This is a genomic window from Micromonospora sp. NPDC049679, assembly GCF_040659735.1.
In the GTDB taxonomy this organism is placed as follows: domain Bacteria; phylum Actinomycetota; class Actinomycetes; order Mycobacteriales; family Micromonosporaceae; genus Micromonospora_I.
On the sequence record NZ_JBFANZ010000001.1, the window covers coordinates 253,606 to 273,830 of the forward strand.

The window sequence follows — 20,225 nt, forward strand, 5'->3', positions numbered from 1 at the left end:
ACCCCCGGCTCTACGATCCGGGAGTGGAATATCCGGAGCTGGCTGCCCGTACCCGGCGGTTCACCCACGGCACGCCGCGGGCGGTGACCGTCGCGACGGACGGAAGCCGCGTCGTTTTCCTCCGGTCCGCCGGCCCGCAGGATCCCGCCGACGCGCTGTGGCTGCTCGACGTCGCCTCGGCGACCGAGCGGCTCGTCGCTGATCCGCGAGTGCTGCTGGACACGACCGACGCGGACGACCTGCCGGCGCACGAACGGGCGTTGCGCGAACGGCTGCGGCTCAGCGCCGGCGGCATCGGTTCGTACGCGACGGATCCCGCCGCGACGGTCGCCGTCTTCCCGCTCGCCGGCCGGCTGTTCCGGGCCGACCTGATCGCCGGTGACGTCGTGGAGGTGCCGGGCGACGGCGGGGTGGTCGATCCGCGCCCCGACCCGATGGGCCAACGCATCGCCTACGTGGCGACGTCCGGACAGTCCGCGGGCGAGCTGCGGGTCGTGCACCCGGACGGCACCGACACGCTGCTAGCCGGGGAGGAGGGGGGCGTCACCTGGGGGTTGGCGGAGTTCATCGCGGCGGAGGAGTTCGACCGGTTCCGCGGCTACTGGTGGGCGCCGGACGGACGGTCGATCCTCGCCGCCCGTGTCGACGACTCCCGCGTTCCGCGCTGGCACGTGCACGACCCGGCGGAGCCGCAGAACCCGCCGACCACGGTCGCCTACCCGCGATCGGGTGAGGCGAACGCGGAAGTGAGTCTCCACCTGCTCGATCTCGAAGGTGGCTGGGTCGATGTGCACTGGGACCGGGAGACCTACCCCTATCTGGTGTCGGTGGACTGGAGCGACCGCGGTCCGCTGATCACCGTACTGCGCCGGCTGCAGCAGCACGGGCTGGTGCTCTCCGTCGATCCGCGCACCGGCGAGACGCAGGTCCACGCCGAACTCGCCGACCCCCGCTGGGTGGAGCCGATCCCCGGCACCCCGTCGCATCTGCCCGACGGACGGGTCCTGGTCGGCGGCGAGTTGGCGCACGACGGCTACGACGCCCGCTGCCTCTTCGCCGACGGCACGCTCCTCACCTCCCCCTCGCTCTACGTGCGGCGGCTGGTCGGACAACTGGGCGCCGACGACCTGCTCGTCGAGGCGAGTGAGGGCGAGCCGAGCGAGCAGCACCTGTTCCGGGTCAGGACCGGCGTCGGCGGGGCGGACGCGCAGCGGCTCACGCCGGCGGCCGGCTGGCACGTCGGCGCGATCGGCGGGGACGTGCTCGTCATCGGGTCGCGTTCCCTCGACCATGCCGGCGTCCGGTGGGCGGTGTGGCGCGGCGACCAGGAGGTCGCGACGCTCCGGTCGCTGGCCGCCACGCCGCCGTACGCGCCGCGTCCCGCGCTGGAGCGGGTCACCGACCGCCGGCTGCCGGCGGCGGTGCTCTACCCCCAGACCCACGTCGCCGGGCGGCGCCTGCCGGTGTTGCTCGACGTCTACGGCGGCCCCGGGCATCAGGAGGTGGTGGCCGCGCGGTCGGTGTGGCTGGAGCGGCAGTGGTGGGCGGACGCCGGGTTCGCGGTGGTCACGGTCGACAACCGGGGTACGCCAGGCGTGGCCCCTTCGTTCGAGAAGGTGATCCACCGGCGGGTCGCCGACGTGGTCCTCGGCGATCAGATCGACGCGCTGAGCGGGCTCGCCGCGAAGCATCCGGACCTCGACCTGGAGCGGGTGGCGATTCGCGGTTGGTCGTTCGGGGGCTGGTTGGCGGGGCTGGCGGTGCTGCGTCGGCCGGATCTGTTCCGTTGTGGGATCGTCGGCGCGCCGGTGACGGATTGGGCGCTCTACGACACGGCGTACACCGAGCGGTATCTGGGGCTGCCCGGTGACGGCGGGGAGATCTACGCGCACCACTCCCTGGTGGAGTTGGCGGCGGAACCGCCGGGCTCGCCCGACGAGGCGCGGCCGCTGCTGCTGGTGCACGGACTGGTGGACGACAACGTGGTGGCCGCGCACTCGCTGCGGTTGTCGGCGGCGCTGCTCGCCACCGGGCGACCGCACGCGATGATCCCGCTGACCGGAGCCACCCACATGGCCGCGGGCGGCCTGGCCGAACGCCTGCTCCCGCTGGAGCTCGACTTCCTCCGCCGCAACCTCTAGACGGAGAAACGGCTCCCCTCCGTCCGGAGGGGAGCCGTTTCAGCAGAGCGGTTACTGCTTGACGTGCGCGTCGACGAACGACGGGTAGCCGAAGACGCTGGAGACGAAGACGCCGCCGGCCTTCGAGCCGTGGAGGAAGTAGGCCACGTCGACGTAGACGGGCACCACCGGCGCGAGCTCCTTCATGATCCGCTCGTCCAGCTTCGCCCACTCCGGCCCCTGCTGCGCAGGGTCCAGCGCGAGCACCCGGTCGAACTCGGCGTTGATCGCGTCGTTGTTGATGAAGGAGGAGTTGTTGTTGCCCGCGGGCTTGATCGTGCGGCCGTCGTAGAGGACCGGCAGGATCGCCGCCCCGCTCGGCCAGTCAGCCGCCCACTCACCGAAGTAGAGGTCCCAGGGGTTGTTCTTCTTCTTGACCTCGTCGAGCCGCGCATCAGTCGGGATGTTCTTCACCGTGATCTTGAAGCCGGCCTTCTCCAGGTTGTTCTTGACCTGGGTGGCCTTCTCCTGGCCCTCGGTGTCGTCGGCTGTGCCGAGCACCAGCTCGGGGGTCTTGCCGGCGAGCAGCTCCCTGGCCTTCTCGATGTTGCCGTTCGGGCCACCCGGGTACGCGTCGTACTGCTTGAACCCGATGGTCGCCGGGGGCATCAGCGTGGTCAGCGGAACAGCCTTCGTCTCGCCGCCGACGGTCTTGATCAGGCCCTCACGGTCGATCGCGTAGTTCAGCGCCTGGCGGACCTTGAGGTCGGTGACCCGCTGGGTGTTGATGACAAGCGAGTTCGTGCTGGGGGTCGGCGAGAGCAGCGAGCGGCTCTTCAGCGACGCGTCACCGGTCACCCGGGCGACGAGTGAGGAGGGGACGCCGTTCCAGGCCAACGCGCTCTGGTCCGGGCCGTTGTCGGCGATCACGCGGTTGGCGCCAGCCGCCTGGTCGGGCCCGAAGCTCCAGACGAACCTGTCCGGGTACTGGTGGCGCACCGGGTCGGTCTTCGGGTCCCAGTTGCTGTTTCGCTCCATGACCAGCTCGACGCCGGCCGCGTTCTTCGTGATCTTGTACGGGCCGGACGAGAACGGCTGGTTGTCGTAATTGACGCCGGTGTCCTTGGTCGGCGGCATCGGCGCGGTCGACGGGAGCGACGCCGCGAACGGCAGATCGCAGCGGGCCTTCGCGAACTCGAACCGCAGGGTCTTCGCGTCCGGCGTGGTCAGCCCCGGCGGCAGCGAGCTCTTGTTGGCCTTGAAGTTCCACTTGGTGTCGTACTGCGCGGTGTCGGCGAGCCATTCCTGCAGGTAGGTCGGGCCGCCGGTCAGGTCCGGGTCGAAGGAGCGGGCGATGCCGTAGGCGATCTCCTTCGAGGTGATCGGCGTGCCGTCCTCGAACTTCACTCCGTCCTTGATCTTGAATTCCCAGACCTTGCAGTCCTTGTTCACGTTCGTGCCCGGCGTCTCGGCCAGGTCGCCGACGAGCGTCAGCTTGCCCTTGCCGTCGTCCTTCCACGTGGTCAGGAAACGGCTGTAGAGCGGGGCGTTCATCAGACCCACGAACGAGTAGACGCGCTGCGGGTCCAGGTGCGAGATCTTCGTCTCGCGGATGATCGTGAACGTGCCACCCTTCGCGGCGCCCGGCACCTCCGGCGCCGGCCCGAGGGAGTCCTTCGGATCGGTCGCGATCACACCGGTCTGGGTCCGGTTGGTGTCCACCCCGGACCCCTCGCCGGTGTTCTTCGTGCACGCGCCCAATGCCACAAGCAGTGCGAGAGCGCCGCCCGTGGCGACAGCCACCCGTGGTCGCATGTCGTGCCTCCTCCACTGAAACCGAAGTGCCCTGCGGACCCGCCGTCGAAGACCGCCGACGTCCCGGAGATCGTATTGAAAGAAACTTACAAATGGTGTAACGATTTACGTAGAGTTTTGCCACACGGACGAGCTGTCACCGCAACCGGATCCGGGGGTCGATCGCGGCGTACAGCAGGTCGACGACCACGTTCGCCGCGACCACGAAGACCGCCGCGATGAGCACGGTCGCCATGATGGTGGGGAGATCGCCGCCCCGTACCGCCTCCACCGCGGTCCGCCCCAGGCCCTGGATCCCGAAGGTCGTCTCGGTGATCACCGTGCCACCGAGCGCCCCGCCCACGTCGAGCCCGGCGATCGTCACCAACGGCGTGATCGCCGCGCGCAGCGCATGCCGGCCGTACACCTTCGACTTGGGCAGGCCCTTCGCCCGCGCGGTCCGGACGAAGTCCTCGGAGAGCGTCTCCAGCATCTGCGCCCGGGAAAGCCGGGCGTAGATCGCGGAAAAGAGGAACGCCAGGGCGATCCATGCCAGGACCAGGCCGCTCGCCCACTCCAGCGGATTATCGAAGATCGACGTGTAGTGCGGCACCGGGACGATGCCCAGGTTGTACGTGAAGACCAGCAGCAGCACGGCGCCGACGAAGTACAGCTGCAACGAGGCGCCGGTGAGGGAGAAGCCGATCGCGAGCCGATCGAGGAGCGTGCCCCGGCGCAGCGCGGAGACCATGCCGAGCCCGATCCCGAGCGCGAGCCAGAGGACCGCGGCCGGAAGGACGATGCTCAGCGTCACCGGCAGCACCCGCGTGAGGGTGTCGGTGACCGGCTCGTTGTTGACGTACGAGTAGCCGAGGCAGGGCGCGTCGCACCGTCCGCCCTGCGCGCTACCCAGGTCGCGACCGACGAAGATCCCCTTCATGTAGCCCGCGTACTGGTCAATCAGCGGATCGCGCAGCCCCAACTCGACCCGCACCCGTTCCAGCCGCTCGGGGTTGCAGTTCTTCGGACACATGCCGGTGACCGGATCCCTCGGCAGGGCGAAGAACATCAGGAAGCTCAACACGCTCACCGCGAAGAGGGTCAGCGCCGCCGAGAGCAGTCGCTTGATCAGAAACCGCGTCATCAGAGCCTTCCCTCGTTCGCGACCGCGGGGCTCCGCTCCGCTGCACTCCGCGCGCTCATCCCGACCCCCTACCGCGACGACTTCGGGTCGAGCGCGTCGCGCAACGCGTCGCCGAAGAGGTTGAAGGCGAGCACGAGCGCGAAGATCGTGATGCCGGGGAAGAAGACGTACGCGGGGTCGGTCTGCAGGTAGTCGAGGCTGCGGAAGATCATCCGGCCGAAATCGGGGGTGGCATCGGTGATCCCGACGCCGAGGAACGACAACGCCGCCTCACCGGTGATGTATGCCGGCACCGCCAGCGAGAAGGAGACCAGGATCGGCGCCCAGATGTTCGGCAGAAGCTGGCGGAACAACATGTGTCCCAGGCCGGCGCCGCTGGCGCGGGCCGCCTCGACGAACTCCCGCTCGCGCAGCGCGATCACCTGCCCCCGTACGAGTCGCGCCGTGCTGGTCCAGCCGAAAACCGCGAAGATCGTGATGAGAACCGCCACCTGAAAGGTCACCGACGCCTCTTCGCGTTGGCCGTAGAAGCGCAGCGCCACGGTCGGCATCACGGCCAGAGCGATGATGAGGAACGGCATCGCGAGCGCCAGGTCGGTAACCCAGTTGATCGCTGCGTCCACCCAGCCACCGAGATAGCCGGCGAGGGTCCCAGCGGCGATCCCGATCGCGGCAGTGATGATGGCGGCGGCGAACGCGATGAAGAGCGACGTCCGCATCCCGTAGATCATCCGGATGAAGATGTCCCGCCCGAGCCCTGGTTCCAGGCCGAACCAGTGGTCCCCGGAGATCCCGCCGACATACCCCAGCGGCATGCCGTTGCGGTCCAGCAACTGCTGGAACTGCTCGTTCGGTCCGGCCCCGTAGAGCAGTTCGATGAGCGGCGCGGCGAGCGCGAGGACGAGGAACGCGACCAACATCCCACCGCTGATCATCGCCGTCCGGTCCCGCCGCAGGCGGACCCAGGCGAGCTGCCCCGGCGACCGGCCGACGAACTCCTTCCGCCCGGGCACGGACTCGTCGCCCGCCGGCCCCGGCTCGCCCAGCGCCACGCCCTCGATCGGCGACAGGCTCATGGCGCCACCTCCCCAACGCTCGCGCCCACCGGGATCGGCCCCGACTCGGGGAAGTGGCAGGCGGTCAACTGCCGCCCGCCGTCCCGACTCACCAGCGCCGGCTCCTCGCTCGCGCACCTCTCCTGCGCCTTCCAGCACCGCGTCCGGAACCGGCAACCGGAGGGCGGGTTGAGCGGCGTCGGCACGTCACCGGTCAACCGGATCCGCCCCGCGGGTCCGAGCCGGGTGACGTCCGGGATCGCCGAGAGCAGCGCCCGGGTGTACGGGTGCTGGGGGTGCTCGTAGATCTCCGCCCGGTCGCCGATCTCCACGATCTTGCCGAGATACATCACCGCGACCCGTTGGCAGAAGTGCCGTACCACCGCCAGGTCGTGGGCGATGAAGACGAACGCCAGGTCCAGCTCCCGCTGCAGATCGCGGAGCAGGTTGATGACCTGCGCCTGGATCGACACGTCGAGCGCGGAGACCGGCTCGTCGGCGACGATCAGCTTGGGGCGCAGGGCCAGCGCGCGGGCGATGCCGATGCGCTGCCGCTGTCCACCCGAGAACTCGTGCGGATACCGGTTGTAGTGCTCCGGGTTGAGCCCGACGAGCTCCAGCAGCTCCTGCACCCGCTTCTTGACCCCGCCCGGCGGCTTGACACCGTTGACCTGCAACGGCATCGCGATGATCCGGCCGACGGTGTGCCGCGGGTTCAGCGAGGCGTACGGGTCCTGGAAGATGATCTGCAGGTCCTGGCGGAGCGGCCGCAGCGCCCGCCGCCCCAGGTGCGTGATGTCCTGACCGGCGAAGGTGATCCGACCGTCGGTGGGTTCGAGGAGCCGCACCAGCATGCGACCCGTGGTCGTCTTGCCGCACCCCGACTCACCGACGAGACCCAGAGTCTCGCCCGGCCGTACCTCGAAGTCCAAGCCGTCGACGGCGCGTACGGTCGCCGACGAGCGCAACCCGCCGCGGACCGCGAAATGCTTGGTCAACCCCTCCACCCGCAGCAGCGGCTCGCGGTCGGTGCCCGCGGCGGCGGGGAGCCGCGCATCTTCCGTGATCATTGGGCCACCCCCACCCGGGCGATCTCGTCGGCATAGATTCGCTGCCGTTCCGCCTCCGGAAGGTGGCAGGCGACCAGATGCCCCGGCTCGCGCACCTGCCGCAACTCCGGCACCTCCGTGCGCGAGCGGTCGCCGTTGCGGTCCGCGTAGCGGCAGCGGGGGTGGAACGCGCAGCCAGACGGCAGGTTGATCAGGCTGGGTGGATTACCCTTGATCGGAACGAGGTCCGCGTCGGCGGCGCCGTGCAACGACGGCACGCTGGAGAGCAACCCCCAGGTGTACGGGTGCTGCGGCCGGCGCAGCACCTGCTCCACGCTGCCGTGCTCGACGGCCCGACCGCCGTACATCACCAGCACGTCGTCGGCGACCTGGCTGACCACGCCCAGATCATGGGTGATCAGGATGATCGCGGAGTTGAACTCGGACTGCAGATCCGCGAGCAGGTCGAGGATCTGCGCCTGCACCGTCACGTCGAGCGCGGTGGTCGGCTCGTCGGCGATCAGCAGATCGGGGTCGTTGACCAGGGACATCGCGATCATCGCCCGCTGGCGCATGCCGCCGGAGAACTCGTGCGGGTACTGGTCGACGCGGGTGGCGGGCTGCGGGATGCCGACCCGGCCGAGCATGTCGACGGCCCGCTGGCGCGCCTCGCGCCGGCTCGCCTTCGGATGGTGGATCCGGTAGGCCTCGGCGATCTGCCGCCCGACGGAGTAGTAGGGGTGCAGCGCGGAGAGCGGATCCTGGAAGATCATCGCCATGTCCCGGCCGCGCAGCTTGCGGATCTCCTCGTCCGGAAGCCCGACGAGGTTCTCCCCGCCGACCAGGATCTCGCCGCTGATGGTCGTCCGGGTCGCGTTGTGCAGGCCGAGGATCGCCAGGCTGGTGACGCTCTTGCCGGAGCCCGACTCGCCGACGATGCCCAGCGTCCGTCCCCGCTCGACCGCGAAGGAGACCCCGTCGACCGCACGGACCACGCCGTCCTCGGTGTCGAAGCGCACCCGCAGATCCCGGACCTGCAGGTACGGCCCGGCGTCGGAGCGTCGCGGCGGCTCCGGGGCGGTCACCGCCCCGTGCGCGGCGCACTCGTCGGATGGCGCGGATCCCGGCACAGCCACGACCGCCCTCCCCTCTGTCGTCCGCCGCGACGCGTTCCGTGACGCTTCCACGTCGGCACCGCTCGTCGTGAAGTAAAGCTACGGCGGTTCGTAGAGGCTGAAAATAAGCTACAAGTCCGGGCGCGGCCAGCGGAGCGCACGTAACGACTCGGCATCGGGTACGCGCCCAGCTCATCAGCGGTGCAAAGCGATAGACCAGTGACTATAGCCTTCGCCGACCGCCGTCGATGTCGCCGCTCGCACGATGGGTATGGGAAAGTGGCCAGGAGGCGACTCCGGGAGGTGACCATGACCGCGGCAGTGTTCGGGCACGGCGGGCCGTGGACCGAGGAGGAGCACCTTGCCCTCGGTGAGACATTGAAACGGGTCGAACTCCTCGACGGGAGCCTGTTCGTGACCACCGCCCCCACCCCGCGACACCGGCGCATTTCCCGACGGCTCGCCAACGCCCTCGAGCCGGGAGCGGAAGCCGCCGGGCTGCACGTGCACGAGGCGGTGAACGTGCGGCTGAAACCGGGCCGGATGCCCATCCCCGACGTGGTGATCACCGAAGACATCGACTTCGACGAACTCGTTGTCGACGCCGCCGCGGTCAGGCTGGTCTGCGAGATCATCTCCCCCAGTAACGCCGCGGCCGACCGGGTGCTGAAGATGCACCACTACGCGGAAGCCGGCATCGGCTGGTATCTCCTGGTCGAGCAGGAGACCGGCGCTCTGCACCTGCATCGCCTCGACGGCCGGCACTACGTCGAGCACTCGGTGACGAAGCCCGGCGACCTCCTGCGACTCACCGAGCCGGTCGTCGCGGAGATCTCTCCGGAAGCACTGCTCCCGCACCGCTGACCGACGACCCTCGCATAGGGTCGGTCCATGAGCCACTTCGACGCGGCAACCGCCGCGGTGCAGGCGGCGCTCGACGCGGGCGCCCGCTACGCCGACGCACGCGTCATGCACCGCCGTTACGAGTCGATGTCCGCCCGCAACGGCGATATCGAGGAGCTGTCGCAGAACGAGGACGCCGGGATCGGCGTACGCGCGCTCGTCGGTTCGAGCTGGGGCTTCTACGCCGTACCCGATCTCTCCGACGGCGCCGCCCGCGCGGCCGGCGGCCGCGCCGCGGAGATCGCGGCCGCGAGCGCACGGGTCGCCGGGCCGGGCGTCGACCTGGTGCCGGCCGAGGCCGTCACGGCCAGCTGGGCCAGTCCGTGCGAGTCCGATCCGCTGTCGGTCGCGCTCTCCGACAAGGGCGACATGCTGGCGCACGCGACCAAGACGATGCGCGAGCACGGCAGCGATGTGGCCGAGGGGCTCTACCAGATCTGGGACACCAGCAAGTGGTTCGTCTCCAGCGAGGGACACCGCATCGACCAGCACATCCGCGAGTGCGGCGCGGGGATCTCCGCCACGGTCATCGGTGACGGCGAGACGCAGCGCCGCTCCTACCCCAGCTACCGCGGCCAGTACGGGACGCGCGGCTGGGAGCTGGTCGCCGGGCTCGATCTGGAGGCGCACGCCGGCCGCATCGCCGAGGAGGCGCGGGAACTGCTCGCCGCGCCGCTCTGCCCGGCCGGCGAGACCACGCTCATCCTCGGCGGCGAGCAGCTCGCCCTGCAGATCCACGAGTCGGTGGGGCACGCGATCGAGCTGGACCGGATCCTCGGCTGGGAGGCGGCCTTCGCCGGCACCTCCTGGCTCGACCTCAACCAGCTCGGTACGCTCCACTATGGATCCGAGCTGATGAACATCACCATCGACCCGACGATCCCCGGCGCGCTCGGCAGTTTCGGCTTCGACGACGAGGGCACGCCCGCGACGAAGCGTGACGCGGTGCGCGGGGGACGGTGGGTGGGCGTGCTCGCCGGGCGGGACTCGGCAGCCGTCGCGGGGCTGGACTACGGCGGCAGCGTCCGGGCCGACGGGTGGGGACGGCTGCCGATGGTACGGATGACCAACGTCGGCCTGGAACCCGGACCGCACACGCTCGACGAGATCATCGCGGCGACGGACGACGGCGTCCTGATGGACATCAACCGCTCCTGGTCCATCGACGACCGGCGGCTCAACTTCCAGTTCGGCTGCGAGATCGGCTGGGAGATCAAAAACGGCCGGCGGGGGCGGATGCTGCGCAACCCCACCTACACCGGCATCGGCCCCGTCTTCTGGCGCTCCATGGACATGCTCTCGTCGGAGACGGTCGCGTGGGGGACGCCCAACTGCGGCAAGGGACAGCCCGGCCAGGTGGGCCACACCGGTCACCCGGCGGCGCCGGCGAGGTTCACGAACGTCCGGGTGGGAGTGCGGGCGTGAGCGCGAGGAGTGCAGCGCAGCGGAGCCCCGCAGTCGCGAACGAAAGGTCGGCACCGTGAGCGCGAGGAGTGCAGCGCAGCGGAGCCCCGCAGTCGCGAACGAAAGGTCGGTCAGGTGACTTCTGAGCTGCAACTCGCCGGCAGGGTCGTGGAGCTCGCCCGGCAGCTTGCCGGGGCGGGGGCCGAGGCGGACGTGTTCGCCGAGCACAACGCCCTGGCGCTGACCCGCTTCGCCAACTCGTTCATCCACCAGAACGTCGCCGAGGCGACCACGACCGTACGACTTCGGCTGCACGTGGACGGCCGCACCGCGACCGGTTCGACCACGATCGTCACCGACGAAGGGCTGCGCGGTCTGGTCGAGCGAACCCTGTCGGCGGCCCGTCTCTGCCCGCCGGACCCCGCCTGGCCGGGCCTGGCCCCACCGGCGCCGGTCACCGGCACGGGCAACTGGGATGAGGCGACCGCCCAGGCGAGCCCGGACGAACGGGCGGCGCGGGTACGGGCCTTCGTCGACGCGGCCGGTGGCCTGGAGGCGGCCGGCTACTGCCGTACGTTGCACACGGCCGGTGGCTTCGCCAACACTGCGGGACAGTCGGCCAGCGGCCGCACCGCGGAGGCGGCGATGGACGGCATCGCCCGCGCGGGCGGGCTGGACGGCACGGCCCGGTTGGCCACCGGTCGTCTCGCCGATCTCGACGGGGCGGTCCTCGGGGCCCGCGCCGCGACGAAGGCCCGGGCCGGGGCCGCTCCCGTCGAGCTGCCACCCGGCCGCTACGAGGTGGTGCTGGAGCCGACGGCCGTGGCGGACATGCTCCAGAACTTCGCGATGTTCGGGTTCAACGGCAAGGCGTACAACGAGCGGCGCTCGTTCGCCGAGCCGGGCGCGCAGCAGTTCGATCCCGCCATCACGCTGGTCGACGACCCGCTCGGCGCCACCGACCTGGGGTTGCCCTTCGACGCGGAGGGGACGCCGAAGCGTCGGGTGGCGCTGGTCGAGGGCGGCGTGACCGCCGCGGTGGCGCACGACCGGCGGACCGCGGCCGAGGCGGGCACGGAGTCGACCGGGCACGCGGTGCCGGGCGGCACGTCAGGGGGTGGGACTCCGCTCAACCTGCGGTTGGCGCCGAGCGGCCCACCGTCGGGGTCGCCGCCGGCCGAGGTCCCCGGTCCACCGGTCGACGCCGAGACGGCCGCGCTGATCGCGGACGTCGAGCGCGGGTTGCTGGTCACCGATCTCTGGTACACCCGGGTGCTGGATCCGAAGAGTCTCGTGATCACGGGTCTGACCCGCAACGGCGTGTGGCTCGTCGAAGGTGGCGAGATCACGTCGGCGGTGCAGAACCTCCGCTTCACCCAGTCGTACCCGCAGGCGCTCGCCCCCGGCGCGGTCCTCGGCGTCGGCCGGCACGCGACCACGCTGCCGGACAGCTGGGGCAGCGCCTGGTGGACGGCGCCCGCGCTCCGCCTCGCCGGATGGAACTTCACCGGCGGCGCGTCGGGCTGACCGGCGGGCCCGACACTCCGCGGGTCGGCGTGATCTCGGCGGCACGAAACGCGGACGCGCGCAACATGCCGGCGCGGCCGGACGGTGCTTGACTGTCGGGCGTGACGGACGACGCGACCACCCCCGGCGACACCCCGCCCATCTGGGCCGGCTCCACCACCACGACCCCCCTGTCCGACCCCTCGACCGAGCCCGGTGAACCGGGTGACACCGACGAGCGGCGTCCCGGGTCGCAGCGGCGGCGTTGGCTGATCGCGCTGGCGATCGCCATCCCGCTCGTGCTCGCGCTTCTGGTCTGTGGCGGCATCGCCGCGCTCGCGTCCGGAGTGCAGCAGATGGGACGCGACGCGGACGACGCACGGCAGGGGAAGGCGCGCGCATCCGCCGCCTGCCTCGATCTCGAGAAGCGACTCAACCGGCTGGTGCCGCCCGGTGCCGCCGTCGACCCCGCTGAGCGGGCCGCCGCGATCCGGGCCGAGAACGCCGCGGTCCGTCCCTTCCTGCCGCAGATCGATCAGGTCGGGAACGCGCGGGGCGATCGGCACGAGCGCGACGACGACCGGCGGGCCTGGTCGGAGAGTTGGCGACAGCTGATCGATGCCCGCACGGCGTACGCGGACGCGTTGGACCGGCAGCTCGCCGGCGGACAGCGCGCCTTCTTCCTGGCTCCGCAGGGACGCGACGGCGCACCGGTGCTGGAGGTGCTGCAGGACGGCCCCGACACCTGCGCCGGAGTGCTGCGCCGATTGGCCGCCCCTGACCTGTAACCCGAACAGCTGGCTCCCGCGGAACGAGTGAGCTTCTGCACATCAGATTGATCGATGTGCGGAAGCTCTTTCGTCATGGCCGGACACACGCGACACTCCCTTGCGCATGTGTCGTACGCCACTCGGCGTAACGTGTGCAACAAAATTCGTCCCCACCTGGGGGCGTGTTTAGCGAGTGTGCTGGTAGGCCGAACACATCCGGGTCCGTCACAGCGATCGGGCCCTTCAGGGAGACAGCGATGACGACTACGGCAACGAGGCCGGGGCAGGGGCGATCACGCGCCGCCATCGCGGCGAAGACGTTGCGCAACGACCGGTGGTGGCTGCCGCCATTGATCACCTTCATCGGACTCGGCGCCTGGGTCACGTACGCCACGGTCCGGGTGTTCATGCACAAGTGGTACTGGGTCGACGACTTCCACTACCTGACGCCGTTCTACTCCCCCTGCGTCACCGAGCGGTGCCTGCCGGAGGCGGCGCACTTCGGGCGGATCCTGCCCGGCTGGTGGATCATTCCGGACGCCGCGCTGACCCTGCCGTTCCTGCTGCTGTTCCGGCTGACCTGCTACTACTACCGCAAGGCGTACTACCGGGCGTTCTGGCTGTCACCGCCCGCCTGCGCCGTGCCGGACCGGCACGAGACCTACTCCGGCGAGACCCGCTTCCCGCTGATCTTCCAGAACGCGCACCGCTACGCCTTCTACGCGGCCGGGATCATCTCTTTGATCAACACGTACGACGCGATCCTGGCCTTCCACAGCCCCAAGGGCTTCGGGTTCGGCCTGGGCAACATCATCCTGCTGGTCAACGTGATCATGCTCTGGGCGTACACGCTCTCCTGTCACTCGTGCCGGCACATCGCCGGCGGCCGGCTCAAGCACTTCTCCCAGCACCCGGTGCGCTACCGCTTCTGGACCTTCGTCTCGAAGCTGAACGTCCGACACATGCAGCTGGCCTGGATCACGCTGGGCACCCTCGCCCTGACCGACTTCTACATCATGGCGCTGGCCGCCGACTGGTTCCCCGACCTGCGGTTCATCAACTAGAGGGCCTGACGACTGACATGACTACCCGAATCGAACGACACCACTACGACGTGGTCGTGATCGGCGCCGGCGGCGCCGGGCTACGGGCGGCGATCGAGGCGCGGCTCGCCGGCAGGAAGACCGCGATCATCTCCAAGTCCCTGTTCGGCAAGGCGCACACCGTCATGGCCGAGGGCGGCGCGGCCGCCGCGATGGGCAACGTCAACAGCCGCGACAACTGGATGGTGCACTTCCGCGACACCATGCGGGGCGGCAAGTTCCTCAACAACTTCCGGATGGCCGAGCTGCACGCCAAGGAGTCGCCGAGCCGGATCTGGGAGCTGGAGACGTACGGGGCGCTCTTCGACCGCACCAAGGCCGGCAAGATCTCGCAGCGCAACTTCGGCGGCCACGAATACCCGCGCCTCGCCCACGTCGGTGACCGCACGGGCCTGGAGTTGATCCGCACGCTGCAGCAGAAGATCGTCTCGCTGCAGCAGGAGGACAAGCAGGCGTACGGCGACTACGAGGCCCGGATCAAGGTCTTCGACGAGACCACCATCACCGAACTGCTGCTGGACGGCGACCGTGTCGCCGGGGCGTTCGGCTACTACCGCGAGTCGGGCGACTTCGTGCTCTTCCAGACGTCCGCCGTGGTGCTGGCGACCGGCGGCGTCGGCCGGTCCTACAAGGTGACCTCCAACTCGTGGGAGTACACCGGCGACGGGCACGCGCTGGCGCTCCGCGCCGGGGCCACCCTGATCAACATGGAGTTCCTCCAGTTCCATCCGACCGGCATGGTCTGGCCGCCGTCGGTGAAGGGCATCCTGGTCACGGAGTCGGTGCGCGGCGACGGCGGGGTGCTGAAGAACTCCGAGGGCAAGCGCTTCATGTTCAACTACGTCCCCGACGTCTTCCGGAAGCAGTACGCGGAGACCGAGGAGGAGGCGGACCGCTGGTACAGCGACCCGGACAACAACCGGCGTCCGCCGGAGCTGCTCCCGCGCGACGAGGTCGCCCGCGCCATCAACAGCGAGGTCAAGGCCGGTCGCGGTACGCCGGCCGGGGGCGTCCTGCTCGACATCGCGAGCCGGCTGCCCGCGGAGGAGATCCGTCGCCGCCTGCCGTCGATGTACCACCAGTTCAAGGAGCTGGCCGACGTCGACATCACGAAAGAGCCGATGGAGGTCGGTCCGACCTGCCACTACGTCATGGGTGGCGTCGAGGTCGACCCGGACAGCGGCGCCGCGGCGGGGCGCGTGCGCGGGCTCTTCGCCGCCGGTGAGGTCTCCGGCGGCATGCACGGCTCCAACCGGCTCGGCGGCAACTCCCTCTCGGACCTGCTGGTCTTCGGTAAGCGGGCCGGCGAGCACGCGGCCACGTACGCCGAGGGGCTGACGAAGCACCCGCAGGTGGCCACCGCCGACGTCGAGGCCGCGGTGGACATGGCGCTGGCGCCGTTGTCGCGGGACACCGGGGAAAACCCGTACACCCTGCAGCAGGACCTGCAGGCCGTGATGGGCGACCTGGTCGGCATCATCCGGCGCAAGGGCGAACTGGAGGACGCGCTGGTGCGTCTCGGGGAGCTGCGCGAGCGGGTGGCGAAGGTGAGCGCGGCCGGCGGTCGCCGCTACAACCCCGGCTGGCACCTGGCGCTGGACCTGCGCAACATGCTGGTGGTCTCGGAGTGCACCGCGAAGGCGGCGCTCGAGCGGGAGGAATCGCGTGGCGGTCACACCCGCGAGGACTTCCCCCGGATGCAGCCGTCGTGGCGGCGGGTCAACCTGGTCTGTTCCCTGGAGTCCGACCAGGTGCGGCTGGAGCACAAGCCGCTGCCGAAGATGCGCGGTGAGCTCGCCCAGCTCTTCGATCGGGCGGAGCTCGGCAAGTACCTGACCGACGAGGAGCTCGCGGAGTTCGACGCGCTCGCCGGGGACGCTCTCGCTGAGGAGGCGAAATAATGGCCACCAAGCGCCACTTCAAGGTCTGGCGGGGCGACGAGGCCGGCGGCGACCTGCAGGACTACCAGGTCGAGGTCAACGAGGGCGAGGTCGTGCTGGACGTGATCCACCGGCTGCAGGCCACCGAGGCGCCCGACCTCGCCTGCCGGTGGAACTGCAAGGCCGGCAAGTGCGGTTCCTGCTCGATGGAGATCAACGGGATGCCCCGGCTGGGGTGCATGACCCGGATGTCCACCTTCGAGGAGACCGAGACGGTCACGGTCACGCCGCTGCGGACCTTCCCGGTCATCCGTGACCTCGTCACCGACGTCTCCTTCAACTACGAGAAGGCGCGGGAGACCCCGGCGTTCGCTCCCCCGCAGCAGATCGCGCCCGGTGACTACCGGATGCAGCAGGTCGACGTCGAGCGCTCGCAGGAGTTCCGCAAGTGCATCGAGTGCTTCCTGTGCCAGAACACCTGCCACGTCGTGCGGGACCACGAGGAGAACAAGAAGGCGTTCGCCGGCCCCCGCTACTTCATCCGCGCGGCCGAGTTGGACATGCATCCGCTGGACGCGAGGACCGACCGCAAGGAGCACGCGCAGCAGGAACAGGGGCTCGGCTACTGCAATATCACCAAGTGCTGCACCGAGGTCTGCCCGGAGCACATCAAAATCACCGACAACGCGATCATCCCCATGAAGGAACGCGTGGTGGACCGGCGTTACGATCCTCTGGTGTGGCTTGGTAGCAAGATCTTCCGACGGGACAAGGACGCCGCTCCCAGCACGGCTCGCGTAGAGCCGCTGCCGACTGTGACTCCGGTCCCCCCGCCCGACGAACGTTCCCCCGAGGCCGACGCCGAGCGCGCGGTCAACTGGCACCGGGTGGTGCCGCCGCCGGTGGCGCCGCCGGTCGGTGACAACGGCAAGCTGGCGATCAGCGAGTTCACCGCTGACCGTCCGGCCGCGCCGTCGCCCTTCGGCGACGACGTGCGCTTCCCGCTCCGCGGCGAGGCGCTCAACTACAGCCACCCCGACCAGCCGCACTAACGCGGGTATACGTGGCAGGGGCCGCCGGCGCTGCCGGCGGCCCCTTCTGCCGTGCGTCCGTGACGCGCTCAGTGGTGCGCGGCGAGGAGCGGGCGCAGCGCCGCCACGATCGGCCGGTCGGCCGGGAGCCAGGTCACGTCGTCGAGTTCGTCGGGCGTCAGCCACCGGATCTCCGCGTGCTCCAGCGCCTGCGGCTCGTCGCCGCCAACGAGGCGCGCCTGATAGACCCGGAGCAGGGCCCGCCCGTGCGCGAGCGGCACGTCGGGGCCGACCCGGGCACCGACCTCGACGCGTACGGCGAGTTCCTCGACGCATTCCCGGGCCAGTGCCGCGGTCTCCGTCTCGCCCGGCTCCACCTTTCCGCCGGCGAACTCCCACATTCCGGCTACTTCGGGTGGATGCGCCCGGGCGCAGCCGAGCACGCGGCCGGCTTCGACGATCGCGGCACCGACGATGATCCTTTGGTACGGCCGTTCGGTCTGCACGGCGCTCCAGGGTGCCAGATCAATCAGGAATTCGGGTGCAGCCACCGCCCTGTAGTGCAGCAGAACCCGGAAATGTGGATGTCGACACACCAGCCGCTCAGCGGGAAGACTAAGGTCACCGACGAGGACACGGGATGGCGACGATTTGGCCACAAGCCGGCAACGACGCCTGGGAGGTGTGGCTATGCGTGCTCTGTGGGCTGGGCGAAGCGGTCGCGACTACCTCAGCGACGCCCTGACGGTGTTGACGGGCTGGAGCCGGGAAGGTCGACAGCTCAAACGCACCCTTCTGCTCGACGAAAGCCAACACGCCGCGCTCACCGAGCGCATCAAGGTGGTCGCGGACGCGCTGCATCTGCGTCCGGAGATCCGGCGGCTCGACGGGCACACGCAGATCAAACTGGGCTCGCAGGAGAACGACGGGATCACCGAAAGTGACGTTACACTGGCCGCCCGGATCGAGGACGCGTACCGCACGGTAATCAGCGGCCACTGACCGCGCGTCGCGCGCCGCCGCCGCCGCGGCCACAGTGATCGCGAAGGATTCCGGGGGCTATAGCCACCGCGATCCTTCCGGATCAGGAGCCACCGCGATCCTCCCGGATCGGGCACGCACCGCCCCGTTGCGCCGCGGCCCTACCGTCGGGTCATGGCCAACGCGACCTATGACCGCCGTGAGCAGTTCCAGCAGATCCAGAGCGGCCTGCTCGAGGGCGAGCAGGTGATCGCCGTCTACGACGCGATCGGCGCAGGGACCGGCTTCATCGGCCTTACCAACCGTCGCGTGATCATCCAGGACAAGTCGTTCGTCGGCAAGAAGGTCGCGATCACGAGCATCCCCTACTCGAAGATCACGAGCGTCAGTGTGGTCAGCAACAAGTCATGGGGAGGCTCGTTCTTCTCGACCGGCACGATCGCCATCCACGTGGGCACGCACAGCTACGAGATCGAATTCCGCGGCGACCAGAAGAGCCACCACGTCCACAACGTCATCCTGCACTACATCTCGTAATCACCGCGCGCAGTCGATCACTCGCTGTCGTCGTCGATACGGATGCCCAGTGCCGCGGCCAGCGTGTAGGAGAGCGCCACCAGGTCCTGGTTGCGCAGCACCGCCCCCTCCCAGCTGGTGACTCCGCCGACGTCGAGCAACGTGCAGTCGTCAAACCGCGTACCGCTCATCTTGGCGTTGGAGAACTGCGCGCGGGTGAGGTCACAGCCGATGAACTGGGCACCGGTCAGGTCGGCTCCGGTGAAGTCGGCCTTGCTCAGGTTGCACTTCGTGAAGATGACCGACCTGAAATCGGTGAACCGCCATCCCGACAGGTCGAGCCGGCATTCCTCGAAGGTCACGTCTCTGACGACACCGTCGAGCCAGGTGAACCCGGTCATGCGGAGTATCGACAGCCGCGTTCGGATCAGCGACGACCGCCCGGCCCGCAGGTTCGCCAGGTTGCTCTTCTCGAACAGGCAGTCCGTGACCTCCGCCCGCCCCAGGTTCACCCCGGACAGGTCGGCGCCTTTGAACCGGCACTGCGAAAAGTCGACCGACTCCGCCACCCGGCCACTGAGGTCCGTGTCGAAGAAACCCAGTCTCCGATAGACGCCTTCCGACTCGAGGTCGTGATCGGGCATGACGGCCAGGTCGAGTGAGGGCGGCGGTTTCGGCTTCATCGGCGCACGGGGCTGCTTCAGACGTTGAACCGGAACTCCACCACGTCGCCGTCCTGCATCACGTACTCCTTGCCCTCGATCCGCACCCGGCCTGCCGCCTTGGCGGCGGCCATCGAGCCGGCCGCGATGAGATCGTCGAAGGAGACGACCTCGGCCTTGATGAAGCCGCGCTGGAAGTCGGAGTGAATCACACCCGCGGCCTCCGGCGCGGTCGCGCCGACCGCGACCGTCCAGGCCCGCGTCTCCTTCGGGCCCGCGGTGAGGTACGTCTGCAGCCCGAGCGTGCGGAAGCCGACCCGGATCAGCTGGTTGAGGCCCGGCTCGGCCTGCCCGATCGACTCCAGCAGCTCGCGCGCCTCATCGGCGGGCAGGTCGATGAGCTCGGACTCGACCTTGGCGTCCATGAACACGGCCTCGGCGGGTGCGACGAGGGTCCGCAGCTCGTTCAGCAGCTCCTCGTTGGCCAGCTCCCCCTCGTCGACGTTGAAAACGTAGAGGAAGGGCTTGGTGGTGAGCAGGTGCAGCTCGCGCAGCTCGTCCAGCTCGATGCCGGCCGTGGCCGCGCCCGCGTAGAGCGTCGTGCCGCCGTCGAGCAGCTCGACCGCCTTCTTCGCGGCGGCCACGGCCGGGAGGCGGTCCTTCTTGAGCTTTGCTTCCTTCTCCAGCCGCGGCAGCGCCTTCTCCAGCGTCTGCAGGTCGGCGAGGATCAGCTCGGTGTTGATCGTCTCGATGTCGTCGGAGGGCGAGACCTTGCCGTCGACATGCACCACATTGGGGTCGGAGAAGACCCGGACGACCTGGCAGATGGCCGAGGCGTCACGGATGTTCGCGAGGAACGCGTTGCCCCGGCCCTGCCCCTTCGAGGCACCACGGACCAGGCCGGCGATGTCGACGAACGACACCGGCGCCGGGACGATCTTCTGCGAGTCGAAGATCTCGGCGAGTTGCGGAAGCCGCAGGTCCGGCAGACCGACCACCCCGACGTTGGGCTCGATGGTGGCGAACGGATAGTTCGCCGCGAGCACGTTGTTCTTGGTCAGAGCGTTGAACAGGGTGCTCTTGCCGACGTTGGGCAGGCCGACGATGCCGATGCTGAGACTCACGGGCGGCCAGTCTACGCGGCGTCCGGCGGGGGTCTGCCCTGGCGCTCGTGCCGCGCAGCGACCACGCC

Annotated in this window: 18 protein-coding genes; 10 read left to right on the forward strand and 8 right to left on the reverse strand. The window is 69.6% G+C overall.

The annotated features are described in order from the left end of the window. The first annotated feature begins 23 nt into the window (after positions 1–23). On the forward strand, positions 24–2,141 hold the full coding sequence (locus AB0J06_RS01195) for a prolyl oligopeptidase family serine peptidase (protein ID WP_357423246.1): 2,118 nt from the start codon (positions 24–26) through the stop codon (positions 2,139–2,141). Between the two features lie 51 nt (positions 2,142–2,192). Here AB0J06_RS01195 and AB0J06_RS01200 read toward each other — a convergent pair whose 3' ends face one another. The 5 genes from AB0J06_RS01200 to AB0J06_RS01220 all read right to left on the reverse strand — a co-directional run bounded on the left by AB0J06_RS01200 (position 2,193) and on the right by AB0J06_RS01220 (position 8,247). Continuing rightward, positions 2,193–3,935 (reverse strand): ABC transporter substrate-binding protein, encoded by a 1,743-nt coding sequence (locus AB0J06_RS01200; protein WP_357423248.1) that lies wholly within the window; start codon positions 3,933–3,935, stop codon positions 2,193–2,195. 136 nt (positions 3,936–4,071) lie between these two features. Next, a complete protein-coding gene (locus tag AB0J06_RS01205) occupies positions 4,072–5,058 on the reverse strand; it encodes an ABC transporter permease (protein WP_357423250.1) in 987 nt (328 codons plus the stop codon). A 68-nt stretch (positions 5,059–5,126) separates the two neighbouring features. Beyond that, complete coding sequence (locus AB0J06_RS01210) at positions 5,127–6,134, reverse strand: ABC transporter permease (protein WP_357423252.1); 1,008 nt, start codon at positions 6,132–6,134, stop codon at positions 5,127–5,129. Continuing rightward, positions 6,131–7,183 (reverse strand): dipeptide ABC transporter ATP-binding protein, encoded by a 1,053-nt coding sequence (locus AB0J06_RS01215; protein WP_357423254.1) that lies wholly within the window; start codon positions 7,181–7,183, stop codon positions 6,131–6,133. The genes AB0J06_RS01210 and AB0J06_RS01215 overlap by 4 nt, the downstream gene beginning before the upstream one ends. Continuing rightward, positions 7,180–8,247, reverse strand: coding sequence for an ABC transporter ATP-binding protein (locus AB0J06_RS01220; RefSeq protein WP_357423476.1), 1,068 nt, complete (start codon positions 8,245–8,247; stop codon positions 7,180–7,182). The genes AB0J06_RS01215 and AB0J06_RS01220 overlap by 4 nt, the downstream gene beginning before the upstream one ends. Before the next feature lie 339 nt (positions 8,248–8,586). Here AB0J06_RS01220 and AB0J06_RS01225 point away from each other — a divergent pair, with 339 nt between their 5' ends. The 7 genes from AB0J06_RS01225 (at position 8,587) to AB0J06_RS01255 (ending at position 16,895) form a co-directional block, all read left to right on the forward strand. Further along, on the forward strand, positions 8,587–9,141 hold the full coding sequence (locus AB0J06_RS01225) for a Uma2 family endonuclease (protein ID WP_357423256.1): 555 nt from the start codon (positions 8,587–8,589) through the stop codon (positions 9,139–9,141). Between the two features lie 27 nt (positions 9,142–9,168). Beyond that, a complete protein-coding gene (locus AB0J06_RS01230; protein WP_357423258.1) occupies positions 9,169–10,605 on the forward strand; it encodes a TldD/PmbA family protein in 1,437 nt (478 codons plus the stop codon). A 114-nt stretch (positions 10,606–10,719) separates the two neighbouring features. Further along, complete coding sequence (locus AB0J06_RS01235) at positions 10,720–12,111, forward strand: metallopeptidase TldD-related protein (RefSeq protein ID WP_357423260.1); 1,392 nt, start codon at positions 10,720–10,722, stop codon at positions 12,109–12,111. A gap of 101 nt (positions 12,112–12,212) precedes the next feature. Further along, positions 12,213–12,878 carry a hypothetical protein gene (locus AB0J06_RS01240; protein ID WP_357423262.1) on the forward strand — a complete coding sequence of 222 codons (666 nt, stop codon included), beginning with the start codon at positions 12,213–12,215 and terminating at the stop codon, positions 12,876–12,878. Between the two features lie 239 nt (positions 12,879–13,117). Continuing rightward, a complete protein-coding gene (locus AB0J06_RS01245; protein WP_357423264.1) occupies positions 13,118–13,924 on the forward strand; it encodes a hypothetical protein in 807 nt (268 codons plus the stop codon). Between the two features lie 5 nt (positions 13,925–13,929). Then, positions 13,930–15,864 carry a fumarate reductase/succinate dehydrogenase flavoprotein subunit gene (locus tag AB0J06_RS01250; RefSeq protein ID WP_357423478.1) on the forward strand — a complete coding sequence of 645 codons (1,935 nt, stop codon included), beginning with the start codon at positions 13,930–13,932 and terminating at the stop codon, positions 15,862–15,864. Further along, complete coding sequence (locus tag AB0J06_RS01255) at positions 15,864–16,895, forward strand: succinate dehydrogenase/fumarate reductase iron-sulfur subunit (RefSeq protein ID WP_357423266.1); 1,032 nt, start codon at positions 15,864–15,866, stop codon at positions 16,893–16,895. The genes AB0J06_RS01250 and AB0J06_RS01255 overlap by 1 nt, the downstream gene beginning before the upstream one ends. A 68-nt stretch (positions 16,896–16,963) precedes the next feature. Here AB0J06_RS01255 and AB0J06_RS01260 read toward each other — a convergent pair whose 3' ends face one another. Beyond that, complete coding sequence (locus AB0J06_RS01260) at positions 16,964–17,380, reverse strand: (deoxy)nucleoside triphosphate pyrophosphohydrolase (RefSeq protein ID WP_357423268.1); 417 nt, start codon at positions 17,378–17,380, stop codon at positions 16,964–16,966. Between the two features lie 184 nt (positions 17,381–17,564). On the opposite strand from AB0J06_RS01260, the gene AB0J06_RS01265 reads away from it, so the two are divergent. Then, the gene (locus AB0J06_RS01265) at positions 17,565–17,876 is read left to right on the forward strand and encodes a 4a-hydroxytetrahydrobiopterin dehydratase (protein WP_357423269.1); all 312 of its coding nucleotides are present in this window, start codon (positions 17,565–17,567) and stop codon (positions 17,874–17,876) included. A 153-nt stretch (positions 17,877–18,029) separates the two neighbouring features. Beyond that, positions 18,030–18,392, forward strand: a complete 363-nt coding sequence (locus AB0J06_RS01270) for a PH domain-containing protein (protein WP_357423271.1) — start codon at positions 18,030–18,032, stop codon at positions 18,390–18,392. Positions 18,393–18,409: 17 nt separating this feature from the next. Here AB0J06_RS01270 and AB0J06_RS01275 read toward each other — a convergent pair whose 3' ends face one another. Together AB0J06_RS01275 and ychF are read right to left on the reverse strand one after the other, a co-directional pair. Beyond that, positions 18,410–19,054: a pentapeptide repeat-containing protein gene (locus AB0J06_RS01275; protein WP_357423273.1), complete on the reverse strand. Its 645-nt coding sequence runs from the start codon at positions 19,052–19,054 to the stop codon at positions 18,410–18,412. A gap of 17 nt (positions 19,055–19,071) precedes the next feature. Beyond that, positions 19,072–20,157, reverse strand: a complete 1,086-nt coding sequence (gene ychF, locus AB0J06_RS01280) for a redox-regulated ATPase YchF (protein WP_357423275.1) — start codon at positions 20,155–20,157, stop codon at positions 19,072–19,074. Positions 20,158–20,225 lie beyond the last annotated feature (68 nt).

Coding starts and splice junctions, on each gene's coding strand:
- AB0J06_RS01200 (WP_357423248.1), bottom strand. CDS start 3,935: ATGCGACCACGGGTGGCTGTCGCCACGGGCGGCGCTCTCGCACTGCTT.
- AB0J06_RS01205 (WP_357423250.1), bottom strand. CDS start 5,058: ATGACGCGGTTTCTGATCAAGCGACTGCTCTCGGCGGCGCTGACCCTC.
- AB0J06_RS01210 (WP_357423252.1), bottom strand. CDS start 6,134: ATGAGCCTGTCGCCGATCGAGGGCGTGGCGCTGGGCGAGCCGGGGCCG.
- AB0J06_RS01215 (WP_357423254.1), bottom strand. CDS start 7,183: ATGATCACGGAAGATGCGCGGCTCCCCGCCGCCGCGGGCACCGACCGC.
- AB0J06_RS01225 (WP_357423256.1), top strand. CDS start 8,587: ATGACCGCGGCAGTGTTCGGGCACGGCGGGCCGTGGACCGAGGAGGAG.
- AB0J06_RS01230 (WP_357423258.1), top strand. CDS start 9,169: ATGAGCCACTTCGACGCGGCAACCGCCGCGGTGCAGGCGGCGCTCGAC.
- AB0J06_RS01245 (WP_357423264.1), top strand. CDS start 13,118: ATGACGACTACGGCAACGAGGCCGGGGCAGGGGCGATCACGCGCCGCC.
- AB0J06_RS01255 (WP_357423266.1), top strand. CDS start 15,864: ATGGCCACCAAGCGCCACTTCAAGGTCTGGCGGGGCGACGAGGCCGGC.
- AB0J06_RS01265 (WP_357423269.1), top strand. CDS start 17,565: ATGCGTGCTCTGTGGGCTGGGCGAAGCGGTCGCGACTACCTCAGCGAC.
- AB0J06_RS01270 (WP_357423271.1), top strand. CDS start 18,030: ATGGCCAACGCGACCTATGACCGCCGTGAGCAGTTCCAGCAGATCCAG.
- AB0J06_RS01275 (WP_357423273.1), bottom strand. CDS start 19,054: ATGAAGCCGAAACCGCCGCCCTCACTCGACCTGGCCGTCATGCCCGAT.